The sequence below is a fragment of the Frondihabitans peucedani genome (genome assembly GCF_039537585.1).
GTDB classification, from domain to species: Bacteria; Actinomycetota; Actinomycetes; order Actinomycetales; family Microbacteriaceae; genus Frondihabitans; species Frondihabitans peucedani.
In genome coordinates this window covers 36,227-55,817 of the sequence record NZ_BAABAU010000003.1, presented here as the reverse complement: position 1 = coordinate 55,817, position 19,591 = coordinate 36,227, and the positions used below count along the sequence as shown (strand labels likewise).

Genomic DNA, 19,591 nt, shown 5'->3' with positions numbered 1-19,591 from the left:
CCCGGCGCCGGAGCCCTGCCCCCCGCCGGGCGCGCGGCTACCGGCGCGAGCGGAACGGCCTACCGGTCAGGGCGAGGCTCAGGGGCGTGCGTCGCAGGATCTCGACCAGCAGCACCGTCCCGACGACCACCAGCACGTACAGCACGACGCTCAGCCACGGGCTCGGGATCATCCGCGGCAGCCAGCCGTCGAAGGCGAGGAGCAGCACCCAGATCAGGAACGGGTGTGCCAGGAAGATGCCGAAGGAGCGGTCGCTCGCCGTGTCGACGAGGCGGGCGGTGCGCGATCCTGCGACACGCCTGTCGGCCCAGGCCGTGCCGATCGCCAGGAACGCGAGGGCGACCGGGATCGACCACACGATCACGACCGGCTGCAGGGCCGTGGACGCCTTGACCGGCGACTGACCGAGCCCGAGGTTGATCGCGTAGACCGCGAGGGAGACGGCGGCGCCGACGGCGGTGATGATCCCGATCAGCCCGCGGCTGCCGCGGACCCAGGCGAGGAACGGCCCCACGTGGTCGGCGGCGATCGCGCCGGCGACGATCAGGAAGCCGTAGCTCCAGAACTCGATGCGGCTGTAGTGGTTGAACGACGCGGTCAGCGCCGGGAAGTACTGGTAGCTGCCGACGATGACGAGCTCGACGGCCAGCGCGATGCCGAGCACGAGCCGGTGGTGCCCGCGCGTCGCCCGGACCAGCCGGACGATCACCGGCAGGAGGAGGTACACCTGCATCGTCACGAGCAGGAAGTAGAGGTGGTACCAGGCCGAGCCGGTGTAGAGGTCGCGCCAGAACGCCGGCAGGAGCGAGAGGAGCGTGCCCTGCGGGTCGTGCAGCCAGTCGGCGACGACGTAGATGGCCGACCAGGTGACGTAGGGGAGGGCGACGAGCAGGAACCGCCTCGGCCAGAACTCCGCCAGGGGCCGCGGCCGCAGCAGGAAGCTGTACACCAGGACGAAGGCCGTGAGGGCGAAGAACACCTCTCGGGTGAAGTGGACCAGGATCAGGAACCCGTTCTGCCCGACGTCGCCGCTCGACGCCGCGTGGCTGACCACGTGCACGGCGATCACGCAGACGAAGGTCAGGATCCGGAGGATGTCGACCTCGTACAGGTGCTTCCGCCTCGGCGACTCCGCGCGCACCGGCGCTGGCGTCGCGGCCGGATCGGCATCCCGAGACGGCGTCGACGCTGCGGTCGGCACGGAGACGGGGTCGCCCGGAGCGCGCAGGTCGCCCCTCTCGCTCACGCTGGCGTCGACTCCGCGAGCAGCTCGCGGGTCCGGCCGCGCTGCACCTTGCCGGTCGGCGTCCGCGGGAGGTCTTCGACCACCGTGATGTCGACCGGCCTCTTGAACCGGGGCAGCTCGGCGTCGCAGCGGGCCGCGAGGTCGGCGGTCAGCGCCTTCCGGGCCTCGTCGGGGCGCGCAGGATCGGCGAGGTCGAGATCGGCGGGGATGACGTACGCCACGGGCACCGACCCGAGGATCTGGTCGGGCCGCGCCACCACGACCGCCTCGCGCACCCGCGCGTCTTCGAGCAGGACGTCCTCGACCTCGGCGGGGTAGACCTTCTCGCCGCCGCGGTTGATGACGTCGTCGGTGCGGCCGGCGAGGTACACCCAGCCGTCGGCGTCGACGTGCCCGAGGTCGCCGGTGCGGAGCCAGCCGTCGGCGTCGAAGCGGTCGGCGGCACGGCCCTCGAAGTAGCCGGTGACGACGCCCGGACCCCGGATCCACAGCTCGCCGATCTCGCCGACGGGCACGGCGCCTCCCGAGGCGTCGCGCGGCTGCACCTCGTCGCCGACCGGCAGCCCGACGGAGCCCGCGCGGGGCTCTTCGCCGAGCGGCGTCGCCGTGATCTGGCTCGCGCCCTCGGTCATGCCGTAGCTGATGATCATGGGGATGCCGGCGAACGCCGTCCGCACGGCCTCGGGCAGGGCCGACGACGCGCTCCGGACGAAGCGCAGCCCCGCCGGCGGCCGCGCGGGCCCGGACTTCGCCAGGACGGCCAGGATCGCGGGCACCGCGTTCAGCCAGGTGATCCGCCGCTCCTCGAGCAGCTCCCAGAAGCCCGTGCGGTGGAATCCGCGGTCGAGGACGAGCGTCGCGCCGGCGACGAGCGTCGAGAGCAGACCGACGACCTCGGCGTTGACGTGGAACAGCGGCAGCGAGTTGAAGCCGCGGTCGTCGCTCGTCAGCGCGTTGTGCCGGGCGATCGCGCGGGCGACGAAGAGCAGCTGCGCCTCGGTCAGCTCGACCCCCTTCGGTGTGCCGGTCGAGCCCGAGGTGAAGAGGATCACGGAGCCCGCCCCCGGCTCAGCGGCGCCTCCGTCGACGGGTGCCGCAGGATCGAAGTCGGCCGCCCCCGCGGGAGAGCACGTCGCGGGGTCGGGCCGCAGCACCGGGACGCTCGACTCGCCGGGCTCGTCGCGGTCGCTCACGATCGCCGCAGAGCCGCCGAGCGACACCGCGCGGAGGGTCTCCGCCCAGGTGCCCTGGGGGTTGACGGGCACGCTCCGCCGACCGGAGGCGACCACGGCGAGGTGGGCGACGGCGAACGCCAGCGGGTCGCCGATGTCGACGACCACGGTCGCATTCGAACCTACGCCGAGGGCGTCGAGGGCTCGCGACCACGAGGTCGCCTGCCGGTCGAGATCGGCGAAGGTGACGACGCGCTCGCTGCGGGCGTCTTCGAGGTAGGCGTCGTCGGGCGCATCGCTCGACCTGGCTGCGATCAGGCTCCGGAGGGTGTCCATGGGATCAGAGTAGCCACGCCCTCTATGCTCCGCCTCTGCCGATCCTGCGGCTGTGGAGAACGTCTGCAGACGCCTGTGGATCCCGCCACACCGAGCGGGTCAGTACCAGTTGTGCGCGACCTCGTGGGCCCAGGCACCGCAGGGGGAGGAGTAGACGGCCCGGATGTAGCCGAGGCCCCAGTTGATCTGGGTCCGGTAGCTGGTCTGCCAGTCGAGGCCGGCGGAGGCCAGCTTGTCTGCGGGCAGGGCCTGCGGGATGCCGTAGGCGTCGCTCGAGGGGTTGAGGGCCGACGTCCGCCAGCCCGACTCCTGGTTCCAGAGGAGCACGAGGCACGACATCTGCGACGACGACCAGCCGTACGAGCCGAGGACGCTCGACGCGTAGGCCTGGGCCCCCGCCGGATCGTCGACGACGCCCGATCCGAGCGATCCGCCGGTCGAGACCGGAGCCGACCCGGCGGACGACCCCGACCCGCTCGAACCCGACCCGCTCGACCCCGAGCCGCTCGACCCCGACCCCGCACTGGAGCCGGACCCTGGGACGGGCGCCGGCGCGGCGACCGGCTTCGGCCGGTGCGCCGCCTCGTTCGCCGCGACGAGCCTCGCGTGCTCGGCGGCGGCGGCCTTCTGCTGCGCCTCGTAGGCGGCCTTCGCCGCCTCGCCCTGCCGGTACTTCGCCTCGAGGGTCGCCGAGGTGTTGTTCAGGGAGGCGAGCTGGGCGTAGAGGGTCTGCTGGTGCGTCGTCGCCGTCGCGACCTCCTGGTCGGCGGCGCGCTGAGCGGCCGTCGCCGCGGCCAGGGTGGTCTGAGCCTTCACCGCGAGGCGGTCGCGCTCGCGGGCTGCGACGCCGGCCTGAGCGCTGAGGGAGGAGACGGCGTGGCTCGCGACGGTCGCGTCGTCGAGGACCGTCTGCCACTGGGCGGTCAGCTGCGACAGGGCGCCGAGCTTGTAGAGGGTGCCGCTGGCGTCGCGCCCGGAGAAGAGCTGGCCGTCGAGCGAGGTGCTGTTCCCGATGCGGTAGAGGTGCGCCGCGAGCTGGCCCGCCTGCTCGTGGGCCTCGCCGGCCTTCTTCTTCTCGGCTGCGAGCTGCTGGTCGAGAGCGCGGGCCTGCTCGGTCGCCGCTTGGAGCCGCGTCTCGGCGTCGGTGCTGGCCGCATCGGCCTTCAGGGCCTCGCTGCTCCGGGCCGCAGCCTCTGTCTCGAGGCCGCTGAGTGCCGACGTGATCTGGTCGACCCGGGTCTTGGTGGCGGCGGCGTTTCCCTTGGCCGCCTGCACCTCGCTCCAGGACGGGTAGGCCGAGGCCGGCTGCGGTGCTCCGAGCACGACCGTCGCGGCGAGACCGGCCACGAGCAGGACGCCGAGGGAGGGCAGAGCCAGGCGCCGGGGCGTGCGCGATCGCCGTGCGTCGTTTGCCATAGGCCCGACTGTAACGCCGATCACACGAGTAACACCAGTAACAGGCGCCACTCCCGTCCCGCTCGCGACTCGCGGTTCGGAGGGATTTCCACGCGGAATGCTAGGATCGCGCCGATACAAAGAAATACGGAACACCCCGGAACAGGTCGGCACGAAGCTGGTCATCGGTGGTGATGTGCGGAAGCCGCGCGGGTTCATCCTGCGCCTCCGACCGTTTCTACTGCTGGCCAGGCACACGCCACCGCCTCCTAAGCGCGGTTCGTCTGCGCACGCCCTCAGGCGTGCCGTCGAGGTCGCCTCCACTCCGCGTGTGCTCCCTGTGCGACATCGCCTGTCAACAAGGTCGGGCGATACAAAACAAAGAGGAGAGAACCCCCATATGGAGGGTCCAGAGATCAAGTTCGCCGAAGCCGTCATCGACAACGGCAAGTACGGCACCAGGACGGTCCGGTTCGAGACCGGCCGCCTCGCGCAGCAGGCTCAGGGAGCCGTCGCCGCGTACCTCGACGAAGACACCATGCTTCTGTCGGCCACTTCCGCCTCGAAGAACCCGAAGGACAACTTCGACTTCTTCCCCCTGACCGTCGACGTCGAGGAGCGCTCCTACGCCGCGGGCAAGATCCCCGGCTCGTTCTTCCGTCGCGAGGGCCGCCCCTCCACCGAGGCGATCCTCGTCTGCCGTCTGATCGACCGGCCGCTGCGCCCGTCGTTCGTCGACGGCCTCCGCAACGAGGTCCAGATCGTCATCACGGTCCTGTCGATCGCGCCCGACGAGTTCTACGACGCCCTGGCCATCAACGCGGCCAGCGCCTCCACGCAGATCTCCGGTCTGCCCTTCTCCGGCCCGATCGCCGGTGTGCGCCTCGCGCTCATCAAGGGCCAGTGGGTCGCCTTCCCGAAGGCGTCGCAGCTCGAGGACGCCGTCTTCGACCTGACCGTCGCGGGCCGCGTCGTCACCGACGCCGCCGGCAATGAAGACGTCGCGATCATGATGGTCGAGGCCGAGGCCACCGAGCACGCCTGGGGCCTCATCCAGGGCGGCGACACCAAGCCCGACGAGGCCGTCGTCGCGCAGGGTCTCGAGGCGGCCAAGCCGTTCCTCAAGGTCCTCGTCGAGGCGCAGGCCAAGCTCGCCGCGCAGTCCGCGAAGGAGATCGCCGACTACCCCGTCTTCCCGCCCTACACCGACGAGGTCTACTCGGCCGTCGCCGCTGTCGCGGAGGAGGAGCTGAAGGGCGTCTACCAGATCGCCGCGAAGCAGGAGCGCCAGGACGCCGACGACGCGCTGAAGGGCCGCGTCAAGGCCGCCATCGCCGAGCAGGTCGAGGCGGGCTCGCTGCCCGCCACCGCCACCGGTCAGGTCTCGGGCGCCTACAAGTCCGTCACCAAGAAGGTCGTCCGCTCACGCATCCTCACCGAGCAGATCCGCATGGACGGCCGCGGCCTCGCCGACATCCGTCCGCTCGACGCCGAGGTGCAGGTCATCCCGCGCGTGCACGGCTCCGCCATCTTCCAGCGCGGCGAGACCCAGATCCTGGGTGTCACCACGCTGAACATGCTCAAGATGGAGCAGCAGATCGACTCGCTGAGCCCGATCACCAAGAAGCGCTACCTGCACCACTACAACTTCCCGCCCTACTCGACCGGTGAGACCGGCCGCGTCGGTTCGCCGAAGCGTCGCGAGATCGGCCACGGCTTCCTCGCCGAGCGCGCCCTCGTGCCGGTCCTGCCGAGCCGCGAGGAGTTCCCCTACGCGATCCGTCAGGTGTCCGAGGCGCTGTCCTCGAACGGCTCGACCTCGATGGGCTCCGTCTGCGCCTCGACGCTGTCGCTGCTCAACGCGGGCGTCCCGCTGAAGGCCCCCGTCGCCGGCATCGCCATGGGTCTCGTCTCCGACGAGGTCGACGGCCAGACCCGCTACGCCGCCCTCACCGACATCCTCGGTGCCGAAGACGCCCTCGGCGACATGGACTTCAAGGTCGCCGGCACCGCCGAGTTCGTCACCGCGATCCAGCTCGACACGAAGCTCGACGGCATCCCCTCGGCCGTGCTCGACGCCGCCCTCAAGCAGGCGAAGGAGGCCCGCACGGCCATCCTGAACGTGCTGAACTCGGCGATCGACACCCCCGACGAGATGGCCCCGACCGCGCCTCGCGTGATCTCGGTGCAGATCCCGCAGGACAAGATCGGCGAGCTGATCGGCCCGAAGGGCAAGACGATCAACGCCATCCAGGACGAGACCGGCGCCGACATCTCGATCGAAGAAGACGGCACCGTGTACATCGGCGCCGTCGACGGTCCGTCGGCCGAGGCCGCCCGCGCCCAGGTCAACGCGATCGCCAACCCGACCAACCCCGAGGTCGGCGAGCAGTTCCTCGGCACGGTCGTCAAGATCGCGACCTTCGGTGCGTTCGTCTCGCTCCTCCCCGGGAAAGACGGTCTGCTGCACATCAGCGAGGTCCGCAAGCTCGCCGGTGGCAAGCGCGTCGAGAACGTCGAGGACGTCCTCGGAGTCGGCCAGAAGATCCTGGTCGAGATCACCAAGACCGACGACCGCGGCAAGCTCTCGCTCGCCCCGGTCATCGCCGAGGAGGCCGACACCGACTCCTCCGGCGCGGCCGAGGTCTCCGAAGACGCGTCGGTCGAGGTCTAGCCTCTCCGAGCCTCATCACGCGAGCGCCCGCCCCGACCCCGGTCGGCGGCGGGCGTTCCGCGTTCCGCCCCCGCGCGGCGCGGCCCCGCGGGTCGGCAGCAGAATTGGCGAAGGGCCAGCGCGATCCCCACCGCACTGGCCCTTCTCGGCGCCGGCTTACCCACCGGCACAGTGTGACGACGACGCCCCCCACCACGAAGAACGTCGCCCCGGAACCCTCCCAGGAACCGCACACGACAGACACTACGGACGGCCCCTGTGGGCACCACCGCACTCAGCCCAGAGACGGCTGAGCGCTTTCGATGAACCCACTGGCAGCCGTACCCCGGCCCGACGGTGGGCCGGATTGCGAAACCGCCCCGGAACTGGGGTGACGAATTCGGTAACGAGTTGGTGCGCCGCGCTGTTGCGGCCCAGAAGGCGATCTACTCTCGTCTCAGGCAGATATCAGGAGGCAGCGAGTGACCGAACCGACCGCACGCGTCGATTCGTCCCTTCCGCGATCCTCCGCGCGCCGATCCGCGGCCACACAGGACGACGCGCATGAGAATGCGCAGGATCAGCGGCCCGCCGCACCCCACGGCCGCCACTCCGCTCCGACGCAGCCCATCTCCACCGTCCCGGTCGACCTCGGCATCATCCAGCCCCGCCGGCGCCTCGGAGTCTCCGACCTCCGGGTCTTCCCGGTCGCGCTGAGCGGCAACGTCTTCGGCTGGACGACCGACGACGCCCAGACCTTCGACGTCCTCGACACCTACCTCAACGTGGGCGGGAACTTCCTCGACACGGCCGACTCGTACACCGACGGCGCGAGCGAGCGCCTGATCGGGCAGTGGATGCGCTCGAGGCGCTCGCGCGACGACGTCGTGCTCGCCACGAAGGTCGGCAAGAACCGCGACAACCCGGGTCTCACGCCGTGGGCGATGGAGCGTGCCGTCGACGCGTCGCTGAAGCGGCTCGGCACCGACCGCATCGACCTCCTCTACCTGCACATCGACGACACCGAGGTGGCGTTCGAACGCACCCTGCTCGGCGTCGACCGCCTGATCCGGTCCGGCAAGGTCCGCTGGTTCGGCGGGTCCGACCACTCCGGCAACCGGCTCTACGAGGCCAGGATCGCCTCGGGCATGCTCGGCATCGCCCCGATGGTGGCGCTGCAGAACCAGTACAGCCTCGTCCACCGCGCCGAGTACGAGAGAGACCTCGCGAAGGTCGCGGCCCAGCAGCGCCTGGCCGTCATGCCGCGGTTCGCGCTCGCGAGCGGCTTCCTCTCCGGCAAGTACCGCACGAAGGCCGACATCAAGGGTCACCGGCGGGGGAGCGAGGTCGCGAAGCTCCTCTCGAAGCGGAACCTCCGGATCCTGGCGGAGCTCGACCGCATCGCCTCGCTCCACGCCGCGCCGGTCGCCGCGGTCTCCCTCGCGTGGCTGCTGGCCAAGCCGAACGTCGTCGCGCCCGTCGCCAGCGCCACGTCGCCGCAGCAGGTCGTCGAGCTGGCCGAGGCCGCTCGAGTCCAGCTCACGCGGCACGAGGTCGCGGAGCTCGACCGGGTCAGCTCCTAGCGACCCCGGCCCCGCAGCGTCACGCGGACCGCGGCCGCGACGAGCGCGACCAGGACGACGGCGCGCACGGTCAGCGGCAGTCGGCGAGGAGGGCGTCGGTGACGCGGGTGAAGGCCGCCGAGGACGCGATGGCGTCGCCGGCGTAGGCGCCGCTCATGGCACCGTCGCGGGCCAGGTAGAACTCGTCGGCCGCATCGCCCGGCATCGGGTGCGAGGCGTCTCGGAAGAGCTCGTCGAGGGCTTCGGTGTACCAGTCGCGGTGCGCGACGACGACCCGGCGGACGGGGTGGGCCGCCTCCGCGAACTCGGATGCGGCGTTCGAGAAGGGGCAGCCGCGGAAGTCGGCCGACTGCAGGGCCTCGACGATGTCGAGGGCGATGGCGCGGAGCGCGGCGAGCGGCGTCTCGGTGGCGCGCCGGATGTCCTCGACCGACTGCCTGGCCTCGTCGCGGCGGCGTCCGATGTAGTCGAGGACGAGGTTGTCCTTCGACCCGAAGTGCTTGTAGAACGTCGCCTTCGTCACCGACGACTCGGCGATCAGCCGGTCGACGCCGACGGTCCGGATGCCCTCGTGGTAGAAGAGGCGGTCTGCGGTCGCGAGCACGCGCGCCTTGGCGCCGGGGCCCGACTGGAGGCCACGCCCGTCAGGGGAGCGCTGGACGGCCGATGGGGGGAATTCGACCGTCACAGCGTGGCTCCTTGAGGACGATTCGGCTGGAGACCGTCGTCAGGGGAACGACGGTGGCAGACGGATGTCCGACTAGCCGCCGGGCTTCGGGGCCTCGGCCCCTCACTCGGTGGACCGACCCTAGCATGGAGGAGGACAAACAGACGAGTCTGTCTGTCCACAATTGCCGTACCCCAGTTCGGGTGTCAGCGATCCCGTAGGCTCGAACGCGATGAATGGTCCTGTCCCGCTGCCACTCGACCAGGTCGAGCTCTCGTTCCGCGCATCCGGCGACGAGCTCGTCCGCCGGAGCATCCTGACGACCGGTGTCCGGGTGCTCTCCGAGCGCATGGCCGGGGCCCGGAGCGCGACCGTCGGCTTCTGGGTCGCCGTGGGCTCGCGCGACGAGACCGAGGGCGAACGGGGCTCCACCCACTTCCTCGAGCACCTCCTCTTCAAGGGCACCGAGACGAGGTCGGCCTTCGACATCTCCGTGGCCTTCGAGAGCGTCGGCGGCGAGCACAACGCCGCGACCGCCAAGGAGTACACCTGCTACTACGCCAAGGTCCGCGACGTCGATCTCGACATGGCTGTCGATGTCCTCGCCGACATGGTGATCTCGTCGACGCTCGACGAGGCCGAGTTCGAGATCGAGCGGGGCGTCATCCTCGACGAGCTGGCGATGGCCGACGACGACGCGGCCGACGTCGGCAGCGAGCGCCTCTTCGAGTCCGTCTTCGGCGACCACCCGCTCGGTCGGCCCATCGGCGGCTCGCCCGACAGCATCCGCCAGGCGAAGCGCGACGACGTGCTCCGCCACTACCGGGCCAACTACCGTCCGCAAGACCTCATCGTCACCGTCGCCGGTGCCGTCGATCACGACGAGCTGGTGCGCAGGATCGAGGCCGCCCTCACCCGGGCCGGCTGGCCCGCCTCCGCGGGCACCCCGGTCCCTCGTCGCTCCACCGCCCCGGCCCCCTTCGTGCAGGGCGAGCCCGTCCTCGTCCTCCCTCGCCCCCTGGAGCAGGCCACGGTGCTGCTCGGCGTGCCCGGCCTGGCACTCACCGACCCGCGGCGCCCCGTGCTGAGCATGCTGAACGCCGTCCTCGGCGGCGGCATGTCGTCGCGGCTCTTCCAGGAGATCCGCGAGAAGCGCGGCCTCGCCTACTCCGTCTACTCGTTCACGCCCAGCTACTCCGACGGCGGCCTCTTCGGCCTCTACGCCGGCTGCGCGCCCCGCAACGCCCCCGACGTGTCGAGGCTCCTGCTCGACGAGTTCGACCGGCTCGCGGCCGACGGTGCCACCTCCGACGAGCTCGAGCGCTCCCTCGGCATGCTCGGCGGGGCGGCCGCCCTGGCCCTCGAAGACAGCGACACGCGCATGAACCGCCTCGGGCGGGCCGAGATCTCAACGGGCGAGTTCGTCGATCTCGACGAGTCGCTGGCCCGCCTGGCGGCGGTCACGGCCGACGACGTGCAGAGTCTCGCCGCCGAGCTGCGCGCGGGCGTACTGTCCACGGTGGTCGTGGGCGACGTCGATCCTGCGCTGTTCGATCCGTCCGACGTCCGGCCCGCGGCGACGACGCCGCCGGCCCTTCCGTGAATCAGGAGGCGACAGTGTCGCACTACCTCTACCTCGTCCGGCACGGCGAGCAGCAGGACGCCGAGTACGGCCTCCCCGACGGCCCGCTCTCCGAGCGGGGCAAGCGGCAGGCCCGCGCGATCGCCCAGCGGCTCGGCGGGGTCCCGTTCGACGCGGCCTGGCACTCGCCCCTCGAGCGCGCCGCCGAGACGGCCACGATCATGACCGAGATGATGCCGGCCCTGACGCCGGAGCCGTCGACGCTCCTGTTCGACTGCATCCCCTGCGGGCCGTCGCCCGACATGCCGCAGGCCTACAAGCCGTTCTTCGGGGGAGTGACCGAGCAGGAGATCGAGGCCGGCGAGGCGCAGATGTCCGACGCGGTCGCCGAGTGGCTGACGCCGGCTCGCGAAGACCGACACGACCTCCTCATCACGCACAACTTCGTGATCGGCTGGTTCGTCCGCGAGGTGTTCGGGGCGCCGTCCTGGCGCTGGATGGGCGTCAACCAGGCCAACTGCGGGCTCACGATCATCCGGGTGCGCTCGGCGAAGCCGCCGGAGCTCGTGACGCACAACGACCTCGGGCACCTGCCGGTGGAGCTCCGGACCGGCCTCCCGGTCGAGCAGCCGCTCTAGCCGGAGATATCCGGCGCGTCGACGGCGCTCAGGCGCTTGGCGTACCAGTGCGTCGCGTTCGGGTTGTCGTTGTAGGGCTCGATCGACGAGTAGCCGGTCGAGCGGTAGAGGCCCCCGGCAGCGGTCAGGCTGTCGTTGGTGTCGAGCACGGCCTCCGTCGCTCCGAACCGGGCGGCGCGACGCTCGAGCTCGGCGAGCAGGGCCTTGCCCAGCCCGTGCCCACGGCCGTCCGGCGACACGAAGAGGTGCTTGACCTCGTACCTGACCTCTCCTGACGAGCCGGCGTCGATCCTGCGGATGCCGCCGCAGGCCACGGCCTCTCGATCGTCGAGGTCGACGACGACGAACACTCCGCGCGGCGGCACGAACGCGGCCGAGTCGGGGAACGTGGTGGTGTACCCGGCAGGATCGGGGAACGTCGCGATCCGCTCGGTGAAGTAGGCCTCGAGGAGGGCGTGCGCCTCGGGCTCGTCGACAGGGACCTCGCGATAGTGCACCACGACGACGATGCTAGCGACCCCCGGGTAGCCTTGACGCATGACAACTCGTGTCGCCGTGGTCGGAGCAACAGGCAAGATGGGGCGGCTGTTCCTCCGGCTGATCGACGACGACCCGGAGCTCGAGCTGCACGCCGGCCTCTCGTCGAAGGACGACCTCGAGGGCGTCGTCGGTGCCGCCCTCGTCGTCGACGTGACCGTGCCCGCCGTGAGCCCCGGCATCGTCGAGAAGGCCGTCCGGGCCGGCATCCCGGTCCTCGTCGGCACCTCCGGCTGGTCGGAGCCCCGGCTCGCAGCGCTCCGCCGCGTCGTCGCCGAGGTCGACGGGCCCGGCGTCCTGGTCATCCCCAACTTCTCGGTCGGATCGGTGCTCGCCACCACCTTCGCCACGATGGCGGCCCGCTTCTACGAGTCCGTCGAGATCATCGAGACCCACCACCCCGGCAAGGTCGACTCGCCGTCGGGCACCGCGATCCGCACGGCGGAGCTCATCGCCGCGGCACGGCGCGACCTCGGGCCCGTCCGCGCGCCGCACGCCGACCAGCGGGCCCGCGGGCAGCAGGTCGCCAGCGTGCCGGTGCACAGCCTCCGGCTCCCCGGCATCGAGGCCCGCCAGGAGGTCGTCTTCGGCGGCACAGGCGAGACGCTGTCGCTCCTCCACGACACGACGGCGCAGTCGGCCTACGAGAAGGGCATCCGGCTCTCTCTCGACGCGGCGCCCACCGTCACGGGAGTCGTCGTCGGCCTCGACTCGATCCTGTCGCTCGGGGCCCCGGAGTGACGACCCCGTGAAGGGCAGGATCGCGGCCGTCGTGATGTGCGCGCTCCTCGTGCTCTACCTCGTCCTCATCGCCCAGCGGGCCGTGCTGTTCCTCGAGACCGGCGAGCCGGTCGCGATCGTGATCGGAGTCGCGCTGTTCGTGCTGCCGATCATCGGCGTCTTCGCCCTGCTGGCCGAGGTGCGCTTCGGCTGGACGACCGAGCGCATCGTGAAGCAGCTCGAGAGCGAGGGCTCGCTGCCCGTCGACGACGTGCCCCGCCGGGCGAGCGGACGCTACGAGCGGGAGGCGGCCGACGAGGCGTTCCCGGGCTACGCCGACGCCGTGAAGGCCAGCCCCGACGACTGGCGGGCCTGGTTCCGGCTCGGGCTGGCCTACGACGCGTGCGGAGACCGGCGCCGCGCGCGCGGCGCCATCCGGCGCTCCATCCGCCTGCGGCGCGAGCCCTCCAGCCCTACTTGATCAGGGCGTCGAGCGCCTGCTCGGCCGTCTCGTGGCGGAACACGAACCCGTCGTCGAGCAGCCTCTGCGGCACCACCTTCTGGCTCGACAGCAGCATCTCCTGGCCGGCGTCGCCGAGCAACCCGCGGATCGCGAACTCGGGGACGGCGAGCCGGTAGGGCTTGCCGAGGTCTTCGGCGACCCGCGCGGTCAGGCGGTTGCTGGTGGCGGGGACCGGGCCGGCGAGGTTGACCGGGCCTTCGAGGTCGCTGCTCAGCAGGTGGACGATCGCCGCGGCCTCGTCGTGGAGGCTGATCCACGGCCAGATCTGCGAGCCGTTGCCGAGCCGTGACCCGAGGAACGCCTTCGTCAGGGCGAGCAGCGGCTTCATCGCGCCGCCGGGCCCGATGACGATCCCGGTGCGGAGCAGGACGACGCGCGTCGACTCCGGCGCGCCCTCCGCCTCGGCCTCCCAGTCGGTGACCACGTCGGCCAGGAACCCCGTGCCGCGGGTCGAGTCCTCGGTCAGGATGTCGAGCGGCCGGTCGCCGTAGACGCCGACCGCGGACCCGCTCAGGAAGACGCTCGGAGGGGTCTCGGCACGTCGCATCGCCTCGACGAGGGTCCGCGTCGCGGTGACCCGGGAGTCGTGGATCTCGTGCTTGTAGGCAGGCGTCCACGGGAGCTTCGACAGCGACGCCCCGGAGAGGTTGACGACCGAGTCGGCGCGGTCCATCAGCGTGTAGTCGAGGATGCCCGCGGCGGGCGACCAGGTGAACTCGGTCGGCTTCGACGGAGGCCGCCGCACCAGGGTGAGCACGGTGTGCCCGGCCGCCTCGAGCTGCCTGGTGACCTCGGACCCGATCAGCCCGGAGCCTCCGGCGATGAGAACGGTCGAGCCGGTGGAGTCGTTCGGAGTCATGGAGCGCCCTTCGTCGGGTTCAGCGTAGACGGGCGTCCGCCCGGTTGGCTGGGGACGCCGCCGTGAATGTCTCCGCTCGCCGGTAGTCTCGTTCCCGTGCCAGAAGAAGCCTCGACCACGCCCGCATCGACCACGCCCGCATCGTCGGAGCCCGCAGCCACCGAGCCCACCGCCACCGAGCCCGCAGCCACCACGCAGGCCGGCACCTCCGAGCTCGCCGCGGCCAGCGCTGCTCACGAGGGCGCTCGCGCCCGGCCGACGCCGGAGTTCCGCAGCGACGTCACCGTCGAGCTCGTCCGGTCGAGCGCCCACGACTCCGACGTGCTCTTCGCGGCCCGCGTCTCGACGATGGGCGAGCAGACCCTCGAGGGCGCGCAGGCGAGCGCCGAGAGCGAGGGGGCGACGAAGGGCGCCGGTCTCATCAACTACCTGATGCGCGACCGTCACGGCTCCCCGTTCGAGCACAACTCGATGACCTTCTACGTCCAGGCGCCGATCTTCGTGTTCCGCGAGTTCATGCGGCACCGCATGGCGTCGTACAACGAAGAGAGCGGCCGCTACCGCGAGCTCAACCCGGTCTTCTACGTGCCCGCCGAGACGCGCAACCTGGTCCAGGTCGGCAAGCCCGGCGCCTACGACTTCGTGCCCGGCACCGCCGACCAGTTCGAGCTCGTCGACTCGGCCGTCCGCGAGTCGTCCGTCCAGGCCTTCGACGCCTACCAGGACATGCTCGACGCCGGCGTCGCCCGCGAGGTCGCCCGCATCGTCCTGCCTCTGAACATCTACTCGTCGATGTACGTCACGGTGAACGCGCGCTCCCTGATGAACTTCCTGAGTCTCCGCACCAAGCGCGAGGGCACGCACTTCCCGTCGTTCCCGCAGCGCGAGATCGAGATGTGCGCCGAGAAGATGGAAGACATCTGGGCCGGGCTCATGCCGCTCACCTACGCCGCGTTCGGCAAGAACGGCCGTGTCGCCCCGTAGTCGGTCCGCGGTCGCCCGGCGTCTACTCGACGCTCGTCAGGAGGCCGTTCTCCTCGACCAGCTCCCGAGACAGCACCCGGTAGCCCTGCCCCTCGAAGAAGATCGTCGCGCGGTCCGCCTCGCTCTCCATCACGGTGCCGCGGCCCCATTCGCGGTGCTCGACCTCCGTCTCCACGTCGAGACAGCGCTCGGGTGACTCGTCCGGGGCGTCGTCTGAGACCTCGTCCGCGGCCACGGTCCCGCTGTCGTGCTCCTGCGCCGCGGTTCCGGCAGCCCCGTGATCCTGGGCGCCGGTCTCCTCGCAGAGGTCGCAGTGCCCGCACTCCTGAGCGTCCTGCTCGCCGAAGTACCCGAGCAGCACGCGCCGCCGACAGGTCCGCGCCTCGGCGTAGGAGCGCATCATCTCGAGGCGGGACGCGGCGATGCGCTCCTGCCCGCCCGTCACCTCCCGGACGCGCGCGACGGCCTCCTCGGCATCGACGGGGCCGTCCGCGACGAGCCCGCGGTCGTCGGAGCGCACGACGCCCGCCTCCTCCAGCAGATTCGCGACGGAGCCCGCGGTCCGACGAGCGAGCCCGGACCGCTCCGCGACATCGACGACGGTCAGCGGCCCGTCCGCCTGCTCCAGCGCCTCGACCGCCCGCCGGACCGTCGCCCGACCCGGCTTCCGCGACGCGAAGAACGCCCGTAGCCCGAGGTCCTCGCTCCGATAGTGGAGAGTCGCCGACGCCTCGTCGCCGTCGCGCCCGCTCCGGCCGATCTCCTGGTAGTACGCGTCGATCGACTCCGGCACCGCCTCGTGCACCACGAAGCGCACGTCCGGCTTGTCGATCCCCATGCCGAAGGCGCTGGTCGCGACGACGACCCGCGTCTCGCCGTCGTGGAACCGCCCGTGGATCCCGTCCCGCCGCTTCGCCGCGAGCCCGCCGTGATACGCCTCCGCCGACAGGCCGCGATCGCGCAGGATCGCCGCCAGGCTCTCGGTGTCCTTCCGCGTCGCGACGTAGACGAGCCCCGACCCGGGTGCGGCCTCCGCGCGGGCGACGACCTCGTCGGCCACCGCGTCGCGCTTGGCGTCCGCGTCGGCGTGCCGGACGACGGCGAGCCGGATGTTCGGCCGGTCGATCCCGTGACTGACGATCGCAGGATCGCGCATCCCCAGCCGGTCGACGATCTCCCGCCGGACGGGCAGCGACGCGGTGGCCGTCAGCGCGAGCGTCGTCGGATGCCCGAGCCGCCGCACCGCGTCGCCGATCCGTAGGTAGTCGGGGCGGAAGTCGTGCCCCCACGACGACACGCAGTGCGCCTCGTCCACGACCACGAGCGCGACGCCGCGCTCCGAGAGCCGCTCGAGGATCTCCGGCTTCGCGAGCTGCTCCGGCGACACGAACAGGATCGACGCCCCGCCGCCCTCGACCATCTCCCACGCGGCGGCGAGCTGCGACGCGCTCTTCGACGAGTTGACGGAGGCGGTGGGCGGAGCGCCGGGGGCCTCGAGGAGACCGGCCTCCTGGTCGGCCTGCAGGGCGATCAGCGGCGACGCGACGACGACCGGCGCGTCGAGCAGGACGGCCGCGAGCTGGTAGACCGCCGACTTGCCGTAGCCCGTGGGCATGATGGTCACGACGTCTCGTCCCGCGAGCAGGTGCTCGACGGCCTCGCGCTGGCCGTGGTGGACGTGCTCCCAGCCGAAGCGCTCCAGGGCCGTGCGGTCGAGGTCGGGCAGGTCGGGCTCGTGCGTGTCCGGATCGTTCGGGTCCGGATCGTTCGGGTCCGGGTCGTTCGGGTCCAGGTCGGTCGTGCCGGTCGGTGCTGTGCTCACGTCCAGCATCGAACCCCGCCGCGTCCGTGCTCGTGGGGGGTTGCAAAACCCGGACGATTCCTGCAAGGGGTGGCGGTGCCGATACTCTGTAGGGGTGTCGAACATCGCGAATCCCTTCGGTCAGGTCCTGGTCGCTCTGGTCACGCCCTTCACGGCCGACGGCGAGGTCGACTGGCCGGGCGTCGAGAAGCACATCGACGACTGCATCAACGCGGGCGCCGACGGCATCGTCGTGACCGGCACCACCGGCGAGACCTCGACGCTGACCGACCCCGAGAAGCTGCGGCTGGTCGAGGTGGGCAGGTCGGTCGCGGCCGGCCGGGCGAAGATCATCACCGGCGGCGGCTCCAACGAGACCGCCCACGCGATCCAGCTCTACAAGGCCAGCGAGAAGGCCGGCGCCGACGGCGTCATGATCGTCACGCCGTACTACAACAAGCCGACGCAGGCCGGCATCCTGACCCACTTCCGGATGATCGCCGACGCGACCGACCTCCCGGTGCTGCTGTACGACATCCCGGGCCGCACCGGCGTGCCCATCCGCTACGAGACGATCCTGCGCGCCGCGAAGCACCCCAACATCGTCGGCGTGAAAGACGCCAAGGGCGACTTCGCCGAGGTCAGCCGGGTGCTCAACCAGACCGACCTGCTCTACTTCTCCGGCGACGACACGAACGTGCTCCCGCACCTCTCGATCGGCGCGACCGGCCTCATCGGCGTCACCGCGAACATCGCGGCCGCGCCCTACCGCACCATCGTCGACGCGGTGAACGCGGGCGACCTCGCGACCGCGACGGCCGCCCACAAGCAGCTCGAGCCGCTGGTCCGCGCCGTCATGACGCACGTGCCCGGCACGGTCGCGGCGAAGTACATCCTCCACGGCCTCGGCCGCATCTCGAGCCCGCGGGTCCGCCTGCCGCTCGTCGGCCCCGAAGACACCGAGGCCGCCCTGATCGAAGACGAGCTGTCGCACGTGGGGCAGATCCCCGGCGTCGACTTCTCGTCCTTCCGCCCCGACCGCAACGCGGCCGCGGGCGGCGCCCTGCCGAAGGTGCACGGCACCACGCGCTAGCGCGGGCCCACCACCCGCGCGCCGGGCACACAGACCTACACCGGAGGCTCACGACCTCGCACACGAACACCAAGGAACAGATGCCCACGACAATCCAGACTCCCCGCGCCCTCGAGAAGGGCACGCTCCGTGTCATCCCGATCGGCGGCCTCGGCGAGATCGGCCGCAACATGACCGTCTACGAGCTCGACGGCAAGCTCCTCATCGTCGACGCCGGCGTGCTCTTCCCCGAAGAGCACCAGCCGGGCGTCGACCTGATCCTGCCCGACTTCTCGCCGATCAAAGACCGTCTCGACGACATCCTCGGCGTCGTCCTGACGCACGGTCACGAAGACCACATCGGCGCGGTCCCCTACCTCCTCCGTCTCCGTAAAGACATCCCGCTGCTCGGGTCGACCCTGACCCTGGCGCTCGTCGAGGCGAAGCTCAAGGAGCACCGCATCCAGCCCTACACGCTGGCGGTCAAGGAGGGGCAGATCGAGAAGCTCGGCCCGTTCGAGCTCGAGTTCGTCGCGGTGAACCACTCCATCCCCGACGCGCTCGCGGTCGCGATCCGCACCTCGGCCGGGCTCGTGCTCCACACGGGCGACTTCAAGATGGACCAGCTCCCGCTCGACGACCGCATCACCGACCTCCGGGCCTTCGCCCGCCTGGGCGAGGAGGGTGTCGATCTGTTCCTCCCCGACTCGACGAACGCCGACGTCCCCGGCTTCACCGCTCTCGAGCGCGACATCGGGCCGGTCCTCGACGACATCATCGCCCGCGCTCCGCGCCGGGTCGTGGTCGCGAGCTTCTCCAGCCACGTCCACCGCGTCCAGCAGGTGCTCGACGCCGCACACGCCAACGGGCGCCGCGTCGCGTTCATGGGCCGCTCGATGATCCGCAACATGACGATCGCCGCCGACCTCGGCTACCTGAAGGTCCCCGAGAACGTCCTCATCGACTCGAAGAAGGCGAAAGACCTCCCCGACGACCGGATCGTCTACATGTCGACCGGGTCGCAGGGCGAGCCGATGGCGGTCCTGGCGCGGATGGCGAACCTCGAGCACCAGATCGAGATCGGCGAGGGCGACACGGTCATCCTGGCCTCGAGCCTCATCCCCGGCAACGAGAACGCCGTCTACCGCGTCATCGACGGGCTGACCAAGCTCGGCGCGCACGTCGTGCACAAGGGCAACGCGAAGGTGCACGTCTCCGGGCACGCCTCCGCCGGCGAGCTGCTGTACTGCTACAACATCCTGCGCCCGAAGAACGTCCTGCCCGTCCACGGCGAGCACCGGCACCTCTTCGCCAACGCCGCGCTGGCCGAGCGCACGGGCGTGCCGCGGAAGAACATCATCACCGGGCAGGACGGCATCGTGGTCGACCTCCGCGACGGCGTCGTGACCGTCGCCGGTCAGCTCGACCTCGGCTACGTGTACGTCGACGGCTCGACCGTGGGCGAGATCACCGACGCCGACCTGAAAGACCGGCGCGTGCTGGCCGAGGAGGGCTTCATCAGCGTCTTCCTGGCGATCGACCCCACCACCGGTCGCGTCGTCGTCGGCCCCGAGATCCAGTCGCGCGGATTCGCCGAAGACGAGTCGGTCTTCGACGACGTGCGGCCGAAGATCCTGGCCGCGCTCACCGAGGCCGCCGAGAACGGCACGCGCGACGCGCACGCCTTCAGCCAGGTCGTCCGCCGGACCGTCGGGCGCTGGGTCAACAGCCAGCACCGCCGTCGTCCGATGATCGTCCCGGTCGTCATCTCGGCCTGATCCCCGGCCGATCCCGGCCCTCCTCGTGGGGCGCGTGTTACTGGT

The 19,591-nt window shown here is 71.1% G+C and carries 16 protein-coding genes; 9 read left to right on the top strand and 7 right to left on the bottom strand.

Features of this window, described 5'->3' with window-relative positions; translation table 11 throughout:
* Nucleotides 1–37 precede the first annotated feature (37 nt).
* From ABD733_RS11665 to ABD733_RS11655, 3 genes are all read right to left on the bottom strand, one after another.
* Nucleotides 38–1,246: an acyltransferase gene (locus tag ABD733_RS11665; RefSeq protein ID WP_344796370.1), complete on the bottom strand. Its 1,209-nt coding sequence runs from the start codon at nt 1,244–1,246 to the stop codon at nt 38–40.
* Complete coding sequence (locus ABD733_RS11660) at nt 1,243–2,754, bottom strand: AMP-binding protein (protein WP_344796368.1); 1,512 nt, start codon at nt 2,752–2,754, stop codon at nt 1,243–1,245. The genes ABD733_RS11665 and ABD733_RS11660 overlap by 4 nt, the downstream gene beginning before the upstream one ends.
* A gap of 99 nt (nt 2,755–2,853) precedes the next feature.
* Nucleotides 2,854–4,170 carry a coiled-coil domain-containing protein gene (locus ABD733_RS11655; protein ID WP_344796366.1) on the bottom strand — a complete coding sequence of 439 codons (1,317 nt, stop codon included), beginning with the start codon at nt 4,168–4,170 and terminating at the stop codon, nt 2,854–2,856.
* Nucleotides 4,171–4,549: 379 nt separating this feature from the next.
* Here ABD733_RS11655 and ABD733_RS11650 point away from each other — a divergent pair, with 379 nt between their 5' ends.
* Nucleotides 4,550–6,823 carry a polyribonucleotide nucleotidyltransferase gene (locus ABD733_RS11650; RefSeq protein ID WP_344796364.1) on the top strand — a complete coding sequence of 758 codons (2,274 nt, stop codon included), beginning with the start codon at nt 4,550–4,552 and terminating at the stop codon, nt 6,821–6,823.
* A gap of 461 nt (nt 6,824–7,284) precedes the next feature.
* Complete coding sequence (locus tag ABD733_RS11645; protein WP_344796362.1) at nt 7,285–8,385, top strand: aldo/keto reductase; 1,101 nt, start codon at nt 7,285–7,287, stop codon at nt 8,383–8,385.
* 70 nt (nt 8,386–8,455) lie between these two features.
* Here the strand turns inward: ABD733_RS11645 and ABD733_RS11640 are convergent, their stop codons facing one another.
* Nucleotides 8,456–9,073, bottom strand: coding sequence for a TetR/AcrR family transcriptional regulator (locus tag ABD733_RS11640; protein WP_344796360.1), 618 nt, complete (start codon nt 9,071–9,073; stop codon nt 8,456–8,458).
* Between the two features lie 211 nt (nt 9,074–9,284).
* On the opposite strand from ABD733_RS11640, the gene ABD733_RS11635 reads away from it, so the two are divergent.
* Nucleotides 9,285–10,655, top strand: a complete 1,371-nt coding sequence (locus ABD733_RS11635) for a M16 family metallopeptidase (protein WP_344796358.1) — start codon at nt 9,285–9,287, stop codon at nt 10,653–10,655.
* A gap of 14 nt (nt 10,656–10,669) precedes the next feature.
* A complete protein-coding gene (locus ABD733_RS11630; protein WP_344796356.1) occupies nt 10,670–11,272 on the top strand; it encodes a histidine phosphatase family protein in 603 nt (200 codons plus the stop codon).
* Here ABD733_RS11630 and ABD733_RS11625 read toward each other — a convergent pair.
* A complete protein-coding gene (locus ABD733_RS11625; RefSeq protein ID WP_344796354.1) occupies nt 11,269–11,811 on the bottom strand; it encodes a GNAT family N-acetyltransferase in 543 nt (180 codons plus the stop codon). The two genes, ABD733_RS11630 and ABD733_RS11625, sit on opposite strands and share 4 nt — an antisense overlap.
* On the opposite strand from ABD733_RS11625, the gene dapB reads away from it, so the two are divergent.
* Entirely contained in the window at nt 11,810–12,550 is a 741-nt protein-coding gene (gene dapB / locus ABD733_RS11620; protein WP_344796352.1) for a 4-hydroxy-tetrahydrodipicolinate reductase, read from the top strand. The two genes, ABD733_RS11625 and dapB, sit on opposite strands and share 2 nt — an antisense overlap.
* Nucleotides 12,551–12,557: 7 nt before the next feature.
* Entirely contained in the window at nt 12,558–13,010 is a 453-nt protein-coding gene (locus tag ABD733_RS11615) for a hypothetical protein (protein WP_425552913.1), read from the top strand.
* Here the strand turns inward: ABD733_RS11615 and ABD733_RS11610 are convergent.
* Complete coding sequence (locus ABD733_RS11610) at nt 13,003–13,911, bottom strand: TIGR01777 family oxidoreductase (protein WP_344796350.1); 909 nt, start codon at nt 13,909–13,911, stop codon at nt 13,003–13,005. The genes ABD733_RS11615 and ABD733_RS11610 overlap by 8 nt on opposite strands.
* 96 nt (nt 13,912–14,007) lie before the next feature.
* Here ABD733_RS11610 and thyX point away from each other — a divergent pair, with 96 nt between their 5' ends.
* Nucleotides 14,008–14,895 (top strand): FAD-dependent thymidylate synthase, encoded by an 888-nt coding sequence (gene thyX / locus ABD733_RS11605; RefSeq protein ID WP_344796348.1) that lies wholly within the window; start codon nt 14,008–14,010, stop codon nt 14,893–14,895.
* Nucleotides 14,896–14,917: 22 nt separating this feature from the next.
* On the opposite strand, the gene ABD733_RS11600 is transcribed toward thyX, so the two are convergent.
* Complete coding sequence (locus ABD733_RS11600) at nt 14,918–16,726, bottom strand: RecQ family ATP-dependent DNA helicase (RefSeq protein ID WP_425552912.1); 1,809 nt, start codon at nt 16,724–16,726, stop codon at nt 14,918–14,920.
* An 85-nt stretch (nt 16,727–16,811) separates the two neighbouring features.
* Between ABD733_RS11600 and dapA the strand changes: the two genes are divergently transcribed.
* Complete coding sequence (gene dapA, locus ABD733_RS11595; protein ID WP_344796344.1) at nt 16,812–17,789, top strand: 4-hydroxy-tetrahydrodipicolinate synthase; 978 nt, start codon at nt 16,812–16,814, stop codon at nt 17,787–17,789.
* Between the two features lie 80 nt (nt 17,790–17,869).
* A complete protein-coding gene (locus ABD733_RS11590; protein WP_344796342.1) occupies nt 17,870–19,546 on the top strand; it encodes a ribonuclease J in 1,677 nt (558 codons plus the stop codon).
* The last annotated feature ends 45 nt before the right edge of the window (nt 19,547–19,591 follow it).

Bases quoted from the DNA above. Each gene is read 5' to 3' on its own strand.
- ABD733_RS11600 (WP_425552912.1), bottom strand. From the start codon at position 16,726: ATGCTGGACGTGAGCACAGCACCGACCGGCACGACCGACCTGGACCCG.
- ABD733_RS11610 (WP_344796350.1), bottom strand. From the start codon at position 13,911: ATGACTCCGAACGACTCCACCGGCTCGACCGTTCTCATCGCCGGAGGC.
- ABD733_RS11635 (WP_344796358.1), top strand. From the start codon at position 9,285: ATGAATGGTCCTGTCCCGCTGCCACTCGACCAGGTCGAGCTCTCGTTC.
- ABD733_RS11650 (WP_344796364.1), top strand. From the start codon at position 4,550: ATGGAGGGTCCAGAGATCAAGTTCGCCGAAGCCGTCATCGACAACGGC.
- dapB (WP_344796352.1), top strand. From the start codon at position 11,810: ATGACAACTCGTGTCGCCGTGGTCGGAGCAACAGGCAAGATGGGGCGG.
- ABD733_RS11590 (WP_344796342.1), top strand. From the start codon at position 17,870: ATGCCCACGACAATCCAGACTCCCCGCGCCCTCGAGAAGGGCACGCTC.
- ABD733_RS11660 (WP_344796368.1), bottom strand. From the start codon at position 2,754: ATGGACACCCTCCGGAGCCTGATCGCAGCCAGGTCGAGCGATGCGCCC.
- ABD733_RS11655 (WP_344796366.1), bottom strand. From the start codon at position 4,170: ATGGCAAACGACGCACGGCGATCGCGCACGCCCCGGCGCCTGGCTCTG.
- ABD733_RS11625 (WP_344796354.1), bottom strand. From the start codon at position 11,811: ATGCGTCAAGGCTACCCGGGGGTCGCTAGCATCGTCGTCGTGGTGCAC.